General features: G+C 43.9%; 16 protein-coding genes. 15 read left to right on the top strand and 1 reads right to left on the bottom strand.

Translation table 11 applies throughout. The annotated features are described in order from the left end of the window. Nucleotides 1-13: 13 nt before the first annotated feature. Together folP and glmM are read left to right on the top strand one after the other, a co-directional pair. A complete protein-coding gene (gene folP, locus OCU28_RS09020; protein WP_261815876.1) occupies nt 14-844 on the top strand; it encodes a dihydropteroate synthase in 831 nt (276 codons plus the stop codon). A gap of 11 nt (nt 845-855) precedes the next feature. Then, nucleotides 856-2196, top strand: coding sequence for a phosphoglucosamine mutase (gene glmM, locus OCU28_RS09015; RefSeq protein ID WP_261817471.1), 1341 nt, complete (start codon nt 856-858; stop codon nt 2194-2196). An 88-nt stretch (nt 2197-2284) separates the two neighbouring features. Here glmM and suhB read toward each other — a convergent pair whose 3' ends face one another. Beyond that, nucleotides 2285-3088 (bottom strand): inositol-1-monophosphatase, encoded by an 804-nt coding sequence (gene suhB / locus OCU28_RS09010; protein WP_261815875.1) that lies wholly within the window; start codon nt 3086-3088, stop codon nt 2285-2287. 192 nt (nt 3089-3280) lie between these two features. Between suhB and trmJ the strand changes: the two genes are divergently transcribed. The 13 genes from trmJ to pilW all read left to right on the top strand — a co-directional run bounded on the left by trmJ (nt 3281) and on the right by pilW (nt 13707). Further along, nucleotides 3281-4009 carry a tRNA (cytosine(32)/uridine(32)-2'-O)-methyltransferase TrmJ gene (gene trmJ / locus OCU28_RS09005; protein WP_261817470.1) on the top strand — a complete coding sequence of 243 codons (729 nt, stop codon included), beginning with the start codon at nt 3281-3283 and terminating at the stop codon, nt 4007-4009. Between the two features lie 114 nt (nt 4010-4123). Then, nucleotides 4124-4621: a Fe-S cluster assembly transcriptional regulator IscR gene (gene iscR, locus OCU28_RS09000; RefSeq protein WP_261815874.1), complete on the top strand. Its 498-nt coding sequence runs from the start codon at nt 4124-4126 to the stop codon at nt 4619-4621. 27 nt (nt 4622-4648) lie between these two features. Further along, nucleotides 4649-5863: an IscS subfamily cysteine desulfurase gene (locus tag OCU28_RS08995; protein ID WP_261815873.1), complete on the top strand. Its 1215-nt coding sequence runs from the start codon at nt 4649-4651 to the stop codon at nt 5861-5863. A 33-nt stretch (nt 5864-5896) separates the two neighbouring features. Then, nucleotides 5897-6280 carry a Fe-S cluster assembly scaffold IscU gene (iscU, locus tag OCU28_RS08990; protein ID WP_261815872.1) on the top strand — a complete coding sequence of 128 codons (384 nt, stop codon included), beginning with the start codon at nt 5897-5899 and terminating at the stop codon, nt 6278-6280. 45 nt (nt 6281-6325) lie between these two features. Next, nucleotides 6326-6649 carry an iron-sulfur cluster assembly protein IscA gene (iscA, locus tag OCU28_RS08985; protein ID WP_261815871.1) on the top strand — a complete coding sequence of 108 codons (324 nt, stop codon included), beginning with the start codon at nt 6326-6328 and terminating at the stop codon, nt 6647-6649. Between the two features lie 63 nt (nt 6650-6712). After that, nucleotides 6713-7228, top strand: coding sequence for a co-chaperone HscB (hscB, locus tag OCU28_RS08980; RefSeq protein WP_261815870.1), 516 nt, complete (start codon nt 6713-6715; stop codon nt 7226-7228). Between the two features lie 21 nt (nt 7229-7249). Further along, complete coding sequence (gene hscA, locus OCU28_RS08975) at nt 7250-9100, top strand: Fe-S protein assembly chaperone HscA (RefSeq protein ID WP_261815869.1); 1851 nt, start codon at nt 7250-7252, stop codon at nt 9098-9100. A gap of 14 nt (nt 9101-9114) precedes the next feature. Then, a complete protein-coding gene (fdx, locus tag OCU28_RS08970; RefSeq protein WP_261815868.1) occupies nt 9115-9453 on the top strand; it encodes an ISC system 2Fe-2S type ferredoxin in 339 nt (112 codons plus the stop codon). Nucleotides 9454-9470: 17 nt separating this feature from the next. After that, a complete protein-coding gene (gene iscX, locus OCU28_RS08965) occupies nt 9471-9665 on the top strand; it encodes a Fe-S cluster assembly protein IscX (protein WP_261815867.1) in 195 nt (64 codons plus the stop codon). Nucleotides 9666-9891: 226 nt separating this feature from the next. After that, nucleotides 9892-11175, top strand: a complete 1284-nt coding sequence (gene pepB / locus OCU28_RS08960) for an aminopeptidase PepB (RefSeq protein WP_261815866.1) — start codon at nt 9892-9894, stop codon at nt 11173-11175. A 91-nt stretch (nt 11176-11266) separates the two neighbouring features. Next, the gene (gene ndk, locus OCU28_RS08955) at nt 11267-11695 is read left to right on the top strand and encodes a nucleoside-diphosphate kinase (protein ID WP_261815865.1); all 429 of its coding nucleotides are present in this window, start codon (nt 11267-11269) and stop codon (nt 11693-11695) included. A gap of 161 nt (nt 11696-11856) precedes the next feature. Continuing rightward, the gene (locus OCU28_RS08950) at nt 11857-12987 is read left to right on the top strand and encodes a bifunctional tRNA (adenosine(37)-C2)-methyltransferase TrmG/ribosomal RNA large subunit methyltransferase RlmN (RefSeq protein WP_261815864.1); all 1131 of its coding nucleotides are present in this window, start codon (nt 11857-11859) and stop codon (nt 12985-12987) included. 57 nt (nt 12988-13044) lie between these two features. Beyond that, nucleotides 13045-13707 (top strand): type IV pilus biogenesis/stability protein PilW, encoded by a 663-nt coding sequence (gene pilW / locus OCU28_RS08945; RefSeq protein WP_261815863.1) that lies wholly within the window; start codon nt 13045-13047, stop codon nt 13705-13707. Nucleotides 13708-13748 lie beyond the last annotated feature (41 nt).

The raw sequence follows: 13748 nt of genomic DNA, 5'->3' as shown, positions 1-13748 counted from the left end.
ACCTTTCAAAATTATGATACTAACCAATAATTCAAAACATTTAGATCTAACCACACCTCAGGTGATGGGCATCCTAAATGTCACTCCAGATTCATTTTCTGATGGTGGTCAATTCGATGGTATTGATAACGCTATCGAACACGCGGTGCAGATGATATCTCATGGTGCAACCATTATAGATATCGGCGGTGAATCAACACGCCCTGGAGCCCCAGACGTTAGTTTAGAAGATGAGCTACAACGCGTTATTCCAGTTATTAAGGCATTGCGCAGTCAGTCTGATGTATGGATATCAATTGATACCAGTAAAGCTGAGGTCATGCGTCAAGCTGCACTGGCAGGAGCTGATATCATTAATGATGTGCGAGCTCTTCAAGAGCCAAACGCACTTCAAGCCGCGGCTGAAAGTGGTCTACCTATATGTCTTATGCATATGCAAGGTCAGCCACGTACGATGCAAGCTAACCCTCGCTATGATGATCTTGTACATGACATCGGCGAGTTTTTAAAGCAGCGCATAGCGGCATGTGCAAAAGCGGGGATTGATAAGGATAAGCTTATTCTTGACCCAGGCTTTGGCTTTGGTAAAACCTTACAGCACAATTATCAGTTACTTGAACAACTGGATAAGTTACACCAATTTGGTTTGCCTATTTTGGCGGGCATGTCGCGTAAATCCATGGTATTTAAACTATTGGATAAAACAGCGACGCAAGCAGTTGCAGGTAGCATTGCTTGTGCTGTTATTGCCGTACAAAAGGGTGCACAGATTATTCGTGTGCATGATGTAGAGCAAACCGTAGATGCGATAAAAGTTCTAAACTTTATCCAACAATTAAAATAATACTAGGTAATATTATGTCGAAGAGACGTTATTTTGGCACCGATGGTGTCCGAGGCAAGGTTGGTCAATACCCTATAACTCCTGATTTTGTTTTAAAATTAGGCTGGGCTGCGGGTCGCGTACTTGCTAAGCAAGGCACCAAAAAAGTCATTATTGGCAAGGATACTCGTATCTCTGGCTATATGCTTGAATCTGCACTAGAAGCAGGATTAGCCGCGGCAGGTCTAAAAGCGACCTTTACCGGACCTATGCCAACACCTGCTGTTGCATACCTGACCCAAACCTTTCGTGCAGAAGCGGGTATCGTGATCTCAGCCTCTCATAACCCGTATTATGATAACGGCATTAAATTCTTTTCATCTGAAGGTACCAAGCTAGCCGATGATATCGAACTGGCGATAGAAGCTGAGCTAGACAAAGATATCGAGTGTGTTGAATCGGCTCTACTGGGTAAGGCATCTCGCTTAAAAGATGCGGCAGGTCGTTACATTGAATTTTGTAAGAGCACCTTCCCTCATCACCAAAATCTATCTAAGTTGAAAATTGTTGTAGATTGCGCCAATGGCGCTACCTATCACATTGCACCAAATGTGTTTAAAGAGCTTGGTGCAGAGCTGATAGTTATGGGCTGCGAACCTAATGGTTTGAACATCAATGAGAAAGTGGGTGCTACCGATGTACGCGCATTGCAAGCCCGCGTAGTCGAAGAAAAAGCTGACCTTGGTTTAGCATTTGATGGCGATGGTGACCGCATCATTATGGTTGACCATAAAGGTAATAAGGTCGATGGTGACCAAATTGCTTATATTATTGCGCGCGATGCACTTCGTCGTGGTGAATTGAAAGGGGGGGTTGTTGGCACGCTAATGACTAACCTAGGCATGGAAAATGGCCTGAAACAGCTGGGAATACCATTCTCTCGTGCTGCGGTCGGTGACCGTTATGTGATGGAGCAACTGCAACAGAAAGGTTGGATGATTGGGGCTGAAAACTCAGGTCACGTCATCTTGCTTGATAAGGTAACAACTGGGGATGCTATCGTCGCTGCGCTACAAGTATTAGCCTCTATTGTTGATAGTGATATGAGCCTATATGACCTGTCTCAAGGTATGTCACTTTACCCACAAGAGTTAGTGAATGTACGCTTTAGCGGTAACACTAACCCGATGGAGCTCGATGTAGTTAAACAAGCCGTAATAGATGCAGAAACTGAGCTTGGCGATAAAGGTCGAGTGTTATTACGTAAATCTGGTACCGAGCCACTAATTCGAGTTATGGTTGAAGGTGAAGATGGAGAGTTAGTGCTTAAGCTAGCGAACGGCATTGCTGACGTAGTTAAGCAGTACTGCTAAAAAAAATGGTCACCAAAGGTGACCATTTTTATACAAATCTAATATAAACCAAGAGCGCGCAAGCGACTTGGCTTTTATATTGGGTTAATTATTTAAGCATAGCTTCATTCGAGTTTTCACGAATGTGCTTAAGAATAGATTTAACGCCACGTGCACTAGAAGCAACGATATTACCTGATTTTAGGTAGTCAGTGCCGCCAGAGAAGTCAGTTAGAATAACACCTGCTTCACGAGCAATAAGTTCGCCCGCAGCTATTTCCCACGGTTTAAGGCCAAGCTCAAAGTAGCCATCAACGCGATTAGCTGCAAGGTAGCAAAGGTTAAGCGACGCAGAACCAGTACGACGGATGTCAGAAGCTTCCACAAATAGAGCACTTAGAATTTTAAAGTAAGATTCAGAGTGTTGCTTATGTTTGTGAGGGAAACCAGTCGCAAGTAGAGTACCTTGAAGGTCTTTTAGTTGCTTAACGCGGACACGAGAGTTGTTAAGCTGAGCGCCTGAACCACGTTGTGCTGTGAACAGGTCGTTTTGCATTGGGTCATAAACACAAGCAACTTCTGTTTTACCATTAATGCGAACTGCAATTGAAACAGCGAAGTGTGGTATGCCTCTAGCGAAGTTTGCTGTGCCATCCAGTGGGTCAATGATCCATTGTACAGCGTCGTCTTTGCCTTGTTGTAGGCCAGACTCTTCTGCAATGATGCTGTGATCAGGGTAAGAAGCTTTAATCGTTTCAATGATTAAATATTCTGCTTCTTTATCTACGTTGGTCACTATGTCATTAGTGCCCTTTAGAGATGATTCGATTTTGTCAGCGTTTTCTAGAGATTTAGCAATATGATTGCCTGCTTTTCGCGCAGCGCGAATCGCAATATTCAGCATAGGATGCATATTTATATACCCAACGGATGTTAAAGAACTAAAGCGAGGCGGAGTATAAGCAAGAATGACGCAAAATGGAAGTGGTTATTTTTTATTCGAATTAATTTTAGTGTTGCTTTAAAGAGCCGATGTATTTTGTTTCCCCTGCGGGAAATGGGTTGTGTTACCATTCTGTTGATTTAATTTTGCAAGGAAAACATGATGCTAAACCAAGTCAAAGTTGTACTGGTCGGTACCTCTCATCCCGGAAATATTGGCTCAGCGGCAAGGGCAATGAAAGTGATGGGGCTTCACCAGCTGGTATTGGTTGACCCACAATGTGACGTCGATGAACAAAGCATGGCTTTAGCCGCCGGTGCTAATGATGTGGTGAAAAGCGCTAAGGTCTATCCAACCCTTGAGGCTGCCGTTGCGGATTGTGTATTAGTTGTCGGCTCTAGTGCACGCTCACGAACTTTAGATTGGCCAATGCTAGAACCACGAGAGTGCGGAGCAAAATTTGTAGAAAATGGACAAAGTGCTCCGGTGGCCTTGGTGTTTGGTCGTGAGCGTACTGGTTTGAGTAACGAGGAGCTTCAGATTTGCCAATATCATGTCAGTATCCCAGCAAATCCAGAGTACAGCTCATTGAATCTTGCGATGGCAGTACAAACATTGACCTATGAAATACGTATGGCATTTCTCGATCATCAACAATCTGCTTTCCCTGAAGCGACACAGATCGAATATTCGCGACATAGTGAACTGGAAATGTTCTATCAGCACCTTGAAAAAGTACTAACCAATACCCAGTTTATCTCTAAGGACAAACCAAGCCAGGTTATGAGTAAGCTAAAGCGCTTATTTAGCCGAGCTAGGCCTGAGGCACAAGAGCTCAATATATTGAGAGGGGTTTTATCCTCAATTGATAAGTCAGTTTCGCGTAAATAATAACCATGTAATAGTAATGGTTAAATACCTGACTAAATCACTCAAATAAATACTTGACCGTTTTTGTCGGGTATGGGAGACTTTCCCTATTCTAGAAATCGGAAAGAGTGTGATATGAAGCTTACATCCAAAGGAAGATATGCCGTTACAGCTATGCTTGATGTGGCGCTGCATTCTCAGACGGGCCCAGTGCCACTGGCTGATATCTCTGAGCGTCAAGGTATATCTCTTTCCTATTTGGAACAACTGTTTTCCAAACTGCGTAAGGCAGGTCTGGTTGCGAGTGTTCGTGGTCCTGGTGGGGGATATAATCTTGGCAAAGTAGCCGATGATATTGCTATCGGAACCATTATCTCTGCTGTTGATGAATCAGTAGAGGCAACTCGTTGTAATGGAAAAGCAGATTGTCAGGGAGGTTCGCGCTGTTTAACTCATACCTTATGGCGTGATCTTAGCTCCCGAATCAGTAGTTTTTTAAACAATATCTCTCTTGGTGAGTTGATGTTGGATAACGAAGTTTTAGAAATTTCTGGGCGTCAAGATATGGAGCTTTCGGTTCACAATACCCCAAGTTCAATCACTGAGAAAATTAGTATCAACGTCCGCTCATAGAGCAACAGTTTTACTTGGAGTAAATAAATGAAACTGCCTATTTATTTAGACTATTCAGCGACTTGTCCTGTAGATGAGCGTGTCGCACAAAAGCTAGTCCAATTTCTGACTATGGACGGCACATTTGGTAATCCGGCATCGCGATCGCACCGTTTTGGTTGGCAAGCAGAAGAAGCCGTTGATACGGCTCGTGAACAGATTGCCGATCTTCTCAATGCCGATCCTCGCGAGATCGTATTTACTTCAGGTGCAACTGAATCTGACAACCTTGCAATTAAAGGTGCAGCTAACTTCTACTCGAAGCGCGGTAAGCACGTAATTACAAGCAAAACTGAACACAAAGCAGTACTTGACCCATGTCGTCAATTAGAGCGTGATGGCTTTGAGGTGACTTACCTTGAACCAGAAGCAAACGGCCTTATCGACCTCAACAAGCTAAAAGATGCAATGCGTGAAGACACGGTATTAGTTTCTATTATGCATGTAAATAATGAGATCGGTGTTATTCAAGACATTAACTCTATCGGTGAGTTATGCCGTGAACGCAAGATTATATTCCATGTCGATGCAGCTCAATCAGCAGGTAAACTGCCTATTGATGTACAAGAAACTAAGGTTGACCTTATGTCTTTGTCTGCACACAAGGTATATGGTCCGAAAGGTATTGGCGCACTATATGTTCGCCGTAAACCACGCATTCGCTTAGAAGCGCAAATGCACGGTGGTGGTCATGAGCGTGGTTTCCGCTCTGGTACTCTACCTACTCATCAAATCGTGGGTATGGGTGAAGCGTTCCGTGTCGCTAAATTAGATATGGAAAAAGATTATCAGCATGCTCTTAGCCTGCGTAATCGCCTATTAGATAAGTTAAAAGGCTTAGAAGAGCTCACAATTAATGGTGACCTAGAGCAACGTGTTCCTCATAACCTAAACGTAAGCTTCGCTTTTGTTGAGGGTGAATCACTGCTTATGGCATTAAAAGACCTTGCGGTATCTTCAGGTTCAGCATGTACTTCGGCAAGCTTGGAACCATCATATGTATTGCGCGCACTCGGTCTAAATGACGAACTAGCACATAGCTCAGTGCGCTTCTCATTTGGTCGTCACACCACTGAAGAAGAAATAGATTACGCTGCACAGCAAATCTGTGAAGCAGTAACAAAACTACGCGAAATGTCCCCATTATGGGATATGTTCAAAGAAGGGATTGATCTGGACACCGTTGAGTGGGCACATCACTAATTCCACGGATGTGGACAATTAGAGGAATTTATTATGGCTTACAGTGAAAAAGTAATTGATCACTATGAAAATCCGCGCAATGTAGGAGCTTTTGATAAAGAAGATCCAGCGGTAGGTAGTGGTATGGTTGGTGCACCTGCGTGCGGCGACGTAATGAAACTTCAAATCAAGGTGACACCAGAAGGTATCATTGAAGATGCGAAATTCAAAACCTACGGTTGTGGTAGTGCTATTGCCTCAAGCTCACTAGTAACTGAGTGGGTTAAAGGTAAAACGGTTGATGAAGCTGCCGCTATCAAAAACTCTGAAATTGCAGAAGAGTTAGAATTGCCACCAGTGAAAATTCACTGCTCTATCCTTGCTGAAGACGCAATTAAAGCTGCAGTAACAGATTACAAAAAGAAACATCAAGAATAATAGTTGGGGAGCGTGCTCCCCAGTTTAAAGAAAAAAGGTTGTAGTATGGCCATCACAATGACACAAACCGCAGCGGATCGCGTACAGGCATTCATGTCTAGCCGAGGAAAAGGAATTGGCTTGCGCTTAGGTGTAAAAACCACAGGCTGTTCAGGTATGGCTTATGTGCTTGAATTCGTAGACGAACTAAACGAAGAAGATACGGTTTTTGAGCAAAAAGGCGTAAAAGTAATTATCGATGCCAAGAGCCTAGTTTATCTTGATGGTACAGAGCTTGATTATGTAAAAGAAGGCTTGAATGAAGGTTTCGAATTCAATAACCCTAACGCGAAAAGCGAATGTGGTTGTGGCGAAAGCTTCAATGTCTAATCAAATTTAAGAGTAGGGAAGTGTAAGCTTCCCTACTTTTGTATTTCGATACAGAGAATCCAGATGAATCATTTTGAACTATTTGGGCTACCAACGCAGTTTGAGCTCGATGGTAGCCTTCTTTCTTCTCAATTCCGCGAACTTCAACGTCGTTTTCACCCTGATAACTTCGCTACGGCTTCAGAGCGAGACCGCTTAATGTCGGTGCAAAAAGCGGCCAATATTAACGATGCTTATCAAATTCTAAAGAACCCTATTCAGCGCGCAGAATACCTATTGCTACAAAACGGCGTCGATATTCGAGCAGAGCAGCAAACCCTTCAAGATCCGATGTTTCTAATGCAACAAATGGAGCTGCGAGAAGAGCTAGAAGAAATAGAGACAGCTCACGATGCTGAGAGTTTGTTATTTGATTTTTCAGATAAAGTATCGACAATGCATAAGCAGCAGTTGCAACAAGTTCAGCAACAACTACAGCAGTCGGACTGGGAACAAGCCGCCGATAGCGTTAGAAAATTAAAGTTTATTGATAAGCTAAATGTAGAGATTGAGCGCCTCGAAGACCGTTTGATGGGCTAGTCGCTTAATAAAAGGAAACACATGTCATTACTTCAAATAGCAGAGCCGGGTCAAAGCTCTGCACCTCACGAGCATAAGCTGGCTGCCGGTATTGATCTGGGAACCACAAACTCTCTTGTGGCGACGGTTCGTAGCGGAGAAGCTAACACGTTAAGTGATGAGCAAGGGCGTACAATTTTGCCTTCTGCTGTTCATTATCAGCAACAACAGACCCAAGTGGGTTATCCTGCTTTAGAGCTTGCTGAGTCTGATCCTGCAAACACTATTATCTCAGTTAAGCGCCTGTTAGGTCGCTCAGCAACAGATGTACAGCAGCGTTTCCCTAACCTGCCTTATAAGCTTGGGATTAGCGACAATGGTCTTCCGCTGCTTGGTACTCCACAAGGGGATAAAAACCCGATTGAGGTTTCAGCCGATATCTTAAAGTCACTTTCAGAGCGCGCGCAACAAAGCCTTGGTGGTGAGTTGACAGGTGTCGTTATTACCGTACCTGCCTACTTTGATGATGCGCAGCGTGCAGGGACTAAAGATGCAGCTACTCTAGCGGGTCTAACCGTATTACGCTTGCTCAATGAACCGACAGCGGCAGCAATTGCATACGGTCTTGATTCGGGGCAAGAGGGTATTATTGCAGTCTATGACTTAGGTGGTGGTACCTTTGATATCTCAATATTACGCTTATCACGTGGCGTATTTGAGGTGCTATCGACCGGTGGTGACTCTTCTTTAGGCGGTGATGACTTTGATCACCTATTAGCTGAATACCTACAAAAACAGATCGGATTAGACTCATTAACTGCGCAGCAGAGCCGTATTTTACTCAATGCCGCGACCAAAACTAAGATAGCCCTTTCTAACCAAGACGTTGCGCAAGTATCGGTATTGGATTGGCAAGGTGAGGTGTCTCGCAGTGAGCTTGAACAGCTAATTCAGCCGCTGATTAAGCGTACCTTGATGTCTTGTCGACGCGCAGTAAAAGATGCAGAGATCGAGAAACAAGACGTATTAGAAGTGGTGATGGTTGGTGGCTCCACCCGAACCCCGCTAGTTCGCAATATGGTTGGTGAGTTCTTTGGACGCACCCCACTTACCAGCATTAACCCAGATGAAGTTGTGGCGATCGGCGCGGCAATTCAAGCCGATATCTTAGCCGGCAATAAGCCTGATTCAGAGATGTTACTGCTAGATGTCATTCCGCTATCTTTGGGAATCGAAACTATGGGCGGCTTGGTTGAAAAAATCATCCCTCGTAATACCACAATTCCTGTAGCAAGGGCGCAAGAGTTCACCACTTTTAAAGATGGTCAAACCGCGATGTCAGTGCATACAGTGCAAGGTGAGCGTGAGATGGTAGAAGACTGCCGCTCATTAGCTAAGTTTGCCTTAAAGGGGATTCCACCGATGGCCGCTGGTGCTGCTCATATTCGAGTAACGTATCAAGTAGATGCAGATGGTTTATTGTCGGTAAGCGCAATGGAGAAGAGCACTGGTATAAACGCTGAGATCCAGGTTAAGCCTTCATATGGTTTAAGTGATGACGAAGTTGCTAATATGCTGAAAGAGTCAATGACTTACGCTAAAGATGACATGCAAGCTCGCGCATTGGCTGAGCAGCGTGTAGAGGCTGACCGGGTTATCGAAGGCTTAATTGCCGCCATGCACAGTGATGGTGATGAGTTGCTATCGGATCCAGAACGTGCAGAGCTGCTGCAAGCCGTTGAGTCTTTGATCCAATTGCGTAACCAACAAGATGCTGATGCAATTGAAGAAGGCATCAAGCAAACCGACAAAGCAAGCCAAGAGTTTGCATCTCGTCGTATGGATAAATCAATTCGCCAGGCATTGTCCGGGCAATCAGTCGATGATATTTAGAGAAGATATTAATTATGCCTAAGATAGTTGTATTGCCACACGATGATCTATGCCCTGATGGTGCTGTGTTTGAAGCGCAAGCAGGTGAAACTGTACTGGATGTAGCACTTAAAAACGGTATTGGTATTGAGCATGCATGTGAAAAGTCATGTGCTTGTACTACCTGTCATGTTGTTATTCGTGAAGGCTTCGATTCACTTGAAGAGAGTGAAGAGCTAGAAGATGATATGCTAGATAAAGCATGGGGATTAGAGCCTGAATCGCGCTTAGGCTGTCAAGCAAAGGTAGCGGATCAAGACCTAGTGGTAGAGATCCCGAAATACACCCTTAATCATGCAGCAGAAGATCACTAAACAAGGAGTATAGCGTCATGAAATGGATTGATAGTCGTGACATTGCCATAGAGTTGATTGAGCAGTTTCCTGAGCTGGACCCTAAGACTGTTCGCTTCACCGATTTGCAAGAGTGGGTTATCGCCCTTGAAGGGTTTGAAGATGAGCCCAATCACTGCAATGAAAAAATTCTAGAGGCTATTATTTTATGCTGGATGGATGAAATCGATTAAATAGATTGAACTTTGGCCGTCAATATTGAGTCACAAAGTCAATGGACTCTAAATGTTCATCCAATAGTATTTATATGATGAAGGTCGGGCTTTTATGCCCGATTTTTGTGCTTTTGAAAGCAGTCTATGCATAATGTCTTAAATAAAAGCATTAGATAGGTTATATCTAGATAAGCTCGTTGACCGAGTTTAATACAGTAATAAAAGTAGAAGGCAAGGAGAGGTTATGTCTACAATGCAAATAAAATTAACTACAGAGCAAGCCCCATCTCAATGGGGAGAGAATGCAATTCTTTCCTTCAACGGTGACAGCGCTACAATCCATATTGGCAAAGGCCATGATCAAGGTGCGATTCAAAAAGCAGCTCGTAAACTCGATACCCAAGGCATCAAAAACGTATCATTAACTGGCGAAGGCTGGGGATTAGAAGAAGTCTGGTCTTTCCATCAGGGTTATCGCAATGCCAAGAAAAACAATGAAATGGTTTGGGATACGCTAGCCGAAGCCGATCAAGCTGAACTTGAAGGTCGTATTAAGGTTTCAAACTGGACCCGCGATATTATCAATAAGAGTGCTGAAGAAGTCGCACCTCGTCAACTGGCGACGATGGCAGGTGAGTTTATTAAATCTCTAGCTCCACAGCACGTTACCTATCGCATCGTTAAGGACAAAGACCTCCTAACCGAAGGTTGGGAAGGTATTTATGCGGTTGGTCGTGGTTCGGAGCGTACTTCGGCAATGCTACAGCTAGACTTCAACCCAACTGGCGATCCTGAAGCACCAATCATGGCGTGCTTAGTTGGTAAAGGTATTACCTTTGATTCAGGCGGTTATAGCATTAAGGGCTCAGCCTTTATGACGGCAATGAAATCCGACATGGGTGGCTCAAGTACCATTACTGGTGGCCTAGGTCTTGCTATTTTACGTGGCTTAAATAAGCGCGTGAAGCTGATTCTATGCTGCGCTGAAAATATGATTTCTGGTCGTGCACTGAAGCTAGGTGACGTGATTACTTATAAGAACGGCAAAACCGTAGAAGTAATGAACACCGATGCCGAGGGTCGCCTGGTCCTTGCTGATGGCCTTATTTATGCAAGTGAGCAAAATCCTGAGCTGATCATTGATTGTGCAACCCTTACAGGTGCGGCTAAAAATGCATTAGGTAACGACTACCATGCTCTATTTAGCTTCGATGATGCCCTAGCAGAGCAAGCGTTAGCGTGTGCGCAGCAAGAGCGTGAAGGTCTATGGCAATTGCCGTTGGCTGACTTCCATCGCGGAATGCTACCGTCAAACTTTGCTGACCTTTCAAATATATCGTCTGGGGATTACTCTCCAGGTGCATCAACTGCAGCTGCTTTCTTGTCTTACTTTGTTGAAGATTATAAACAAGGTTGGTTGCACTTCGATTGTGCGGCAACCTACCGTAAATCAGCCACGGCAAAATGGCCTGCTGGTGCAACGGGGAGCGGCATTCGCACCCTAGCTAATCTACTTATTAATCAATAAACATCCAGCATGTGATCTCAGGCTTCGTAATGAAGCCTGTTTTTTGAGATAACTATAACGGTAATAATAATAAGACGAATAAGGATATATCATGGCTCTAGAACGAACGTTTTCCATCATTAAACCTGACGCGGTAAAACGCAATTTGATTGGTGCTATCTACCAACGTATCGAAGCGGCAGGATTACGTGTAGTGGGTGCTAAAATGGTACAGTTAGACGAAGCACAAGCAAGTGGCTTCTATGCTGAGCATGAAGGCAAACCATTCTTTGATTCACTAAAAGAATTTATGATGTCTGGTCCGGTTATGGTTCAGGTATTAGAGGGTGAAGATGCCATTGCTCGTTATCGAGAGCTGATGGGGAAAACGAATCCAGAAGAGGCAGCTTGTGGTACGATTCGTTCTGATTATGCTTTGAGTTTACGCTATAACTCAGTACATGGCTCTGATAGCCCTACATCGGCTGCGCGTGAGATTGAATTCTTTTTCCCTTCCTCTGAAATTCACGCTAGACCATAAAATAGCCTTGCCTAAAATAATCGCGGTCGGAGTTTATCTACCCGCGATTTTTAAACTCTATCTCGTCACTTCATAGACCTTGATCACATACTACTTGTTGAAACTGTGCAAAGCCTGTACAATTCGCGCCCCAGATTTGTTGTTTGTCGTTGAGAGGCTCCATGACCAAAACTAAAGTTAATCTACTTGATTTTGACCGCCAAGGGTTGCGTACCTATTTTGCTGAAGAGCTTGGTGAAAAGGCATTTCGTGCCGATCAATTAATGAAGTGGATGTATCACTTTGGTGTCGATGACTTCGACAAAATGAGCAACATAAACAAGAAGTTGCGCGAGAAGCTTCAACGCTTAACTGAGATTAAAGCACCCGCTGTTTCAGATGCTCAATACTCAAGTGACGGCACAATCAAATGGGCAATGCGTGTTGGCGATCAAGATGTTGAAACGGTTTATATCCCTGATGGTGACCGTGCGACGCTATGTGTTTCTTCACAGGTAGGTTGTGCCTTAGAGTGTAAATTCTGCTCAACAGGGCAACAAGGGTTTAACCGTAACCTACGCGTTTCAGAGATTGCAGGTCAGATTTGGCGTGCAGCTCGCGAGATCGGTTTAGAAAAAGAAACCGGTCGTCGTCCGATTACAAACGTTGTAATGATGGGAATGGGAGAGCCGTTGCTGAATATGAAGAACCTGATCCCGTCATTGAACCTAATGCTCGATGACCTTGGTTTTGGTCTTTCTAAACGTCGCGTAACGGTATCAACTTCAGGTGTTGTATCTGGCCTTGATCAAATGACAGGCAATATTGATGTGGCACTGGCTATCTCATTGCATGCACCGACCGATGAGCTGCGCCGTCAGATTATGCCAATCAATGACCGTTGGAATATCGAAGAATTCTTGTCTTCAGTGCGTCGTTATATTGCATCCTCTAATGCTAACCGTGGGCGAGTGACAGTTGAGTATATCTTGCTTGATCATGTCAATGACGATATGGAACATGCGAGACAACTCGCAGAACTGCTAAAAGACACTCCAGCAAAGATCAATTTAATACCATTTAATCCGTATCCTGGTTCACCTTATAAGAAGCCGAGCAATTCGCGTATTGATCGCTTTATGAAAACCCTGATGCAATACGAATATACGGTGACGTTACGTAAGACTCGCGGCGACGATATTGACGCAGCATGTGGTCAATTGGTTGGTGATGTAATTGACCGTACCAAGCGTACCCAGAAAGCGCGCACTGAAGAAACCTCTCAAGGTGATATTCCAGTCAAAACTCTGTAATTAGAGTATCCCCTTAAAAGAGTGACAAGCTTCTTCAGCGCAATGTTGGAGAAGCATATGTTTAAAGCATTGATCACACTTTTTTATCTCAGTCTCTGCCTTGGCTGTGTTACAGTAAAAAGCGCAGATGATAAAACCAAATTTGCCCCTCTGGCCGCGGCCAATGCACGCATTGAGCTTGGACTAAGTTACTTACAACTTGGTGATACTGTCAGAGCAAAGCAAAATTTCGATATTGCACACCAGTATGCACCGAAATATGTTCGTTCCTCCTCTGCATTAGCCTATTATTATCAATATGTTTCTCAGGTAAAGCTGGCTGAAGATTGGTACAGACGAGCTTTAGATCTTTCTCCAGATAATGGCAACTTATTAAATGATTTCGGCGTGTTTTTATGCCGCCAGCACCGCTATAAACAAGCGTTGCAAAAATTTGAGCAAGCGATACAACAGAGCGACTATATATTGGTCGCAGCGAGTTATGAGAACTCGGGCCTCTGTGCATTACAAGCAGGGCAATGGCATCAGGCTGAGGCTTATTTTATTAAGTCTCTTGAGTTTCAACCTAACCGCTATCGCAGTGATATCGAGTTAGTAAAACTTAATATTCGATTTGGCCAAGCTCAGTTAGCACAGCAAAGACTTAATAGAATTCATATTCGGGTAGGAGTAACACCAGAGGTAGAGTTACTGCAGAAAGAACTGCAGGGCTTACAATAACTCTGTTATTACTTTTATTTTAAACAAAAGTTTAAATTTAT

Source organism: Vibrio gallicus (genome assembly GCF_024346875.1).
In the GTDB taxonomy this organism is placed as follows: Bacteria; Pseudomonadota; Gammaproteobacteria; order Enterobacterales; family Vibrionaceae; genus Vibrio; species Vibrio gallicus.
Note: the sequence above shows the minus strand (reverse complement) of the source record. Positions and strands in the feature narration are given on the sequence as shown.

Excerpts from the sequence above, each read along its gene's own strand:
- iscU (WP_261815872.1), top strand. The coding sequence starts at position 5,897 with ATGGCTTACAGTGAAAAAGTAATTGATCACTATGAAAATCCGCGCAAT.
- ndk (WP_261815865.1), top strand. The coding sequence starts at position 11,267 with ATGGCTCTAGAACGAACGTTTTCCATCATTAAACCTGACGCGGTAAAA.
- hscB (WP_261815870.1), top strand. The coding sequence starts at position 6,713 with ATGAATCATTTTGAACTATTTGGGCTACCAACGCAGTTTGAGCTCGAT.
- folP (WP_261815876.1), top strand. The coding sequence starts at position 14 with ATGATACTAACCAATAATTCAAAACATTTAGATCTAACCACACCTCAG.
- iscA (WP_261815871.1), top strand. The coding sequence starts at position 6,326 with ATGGCCATCACAATGACACAAACCGCAGCGGATCGCGTACAGGCATTC.
- pepB (WP_261815866.1), top strand. The coding sequence starts at position 9,892 with ATGTCTACAATGCAAATAAAATTAACTACAGAGCAAGCCCCATCTCAA.
- trmJ (WP_261817470.1), top strand. The coding sequence starts at position 3,281 with ATGCTAAACCAAGTCAAAGTTGTACTGGTCGGTACCTCTCATCCCGGA.
- OCU28_RS08950 (WP_261815864.1), top strand. The coding sequence starts at position 11,857 with ATGACCAAAACTAAAGTTAATCTACTTGATTTTGACCGCCAAGGGTTG.
- hscA (WP_261815869.1), top strand. The coding sequence starts at position 7,250 with ATGTCATTACTTCAAATAGCAGAGCCGGGTCAAAGCTCTGCACCTCAC.
- iscX (WP_261815867.1), top strand. The coding sequence starts at position 9,471 with ATGAAATGGATTGATAGTCGTGACATTGCCATAGAGTTGATTGAGCAG.
- iscR (WP_261815874.1), top strand. The coding sequence starts at position 4,124 with ATGAAGCTTACATCCAAAGGAAGATATGCCGTTACAGCTATGCTTGAT.
- pilW (WP_261815863.1), top strand. The coding sequence starts at position 13,045 with ATGTTTAAAGCATTGATCACACTTTTTTATCTCAGTCTCTGCCTTGGC.
- suhB (WP_261815875.1), bottom strand. The coding sequence starts at position 3,088 with ATGCATCCTATGCTGAATATTGCGATTCGCGCTGCGCGAAAAGCAGGC.
- OCU28_RS08995 (WP_261815873.1), top strand. The coding sequence starts at position 4,649 with ATGAAACTGCCTATTTATTTAGACTATTCAGCGACTTGTCCTGTAGAT.
- fdx (WP_261815868.1), top strand. The coding sequence starts at position 9,115 with ATGCCTAAGATAGTTGTATTGCCACACGATGATCTATGCCCTGATGGT.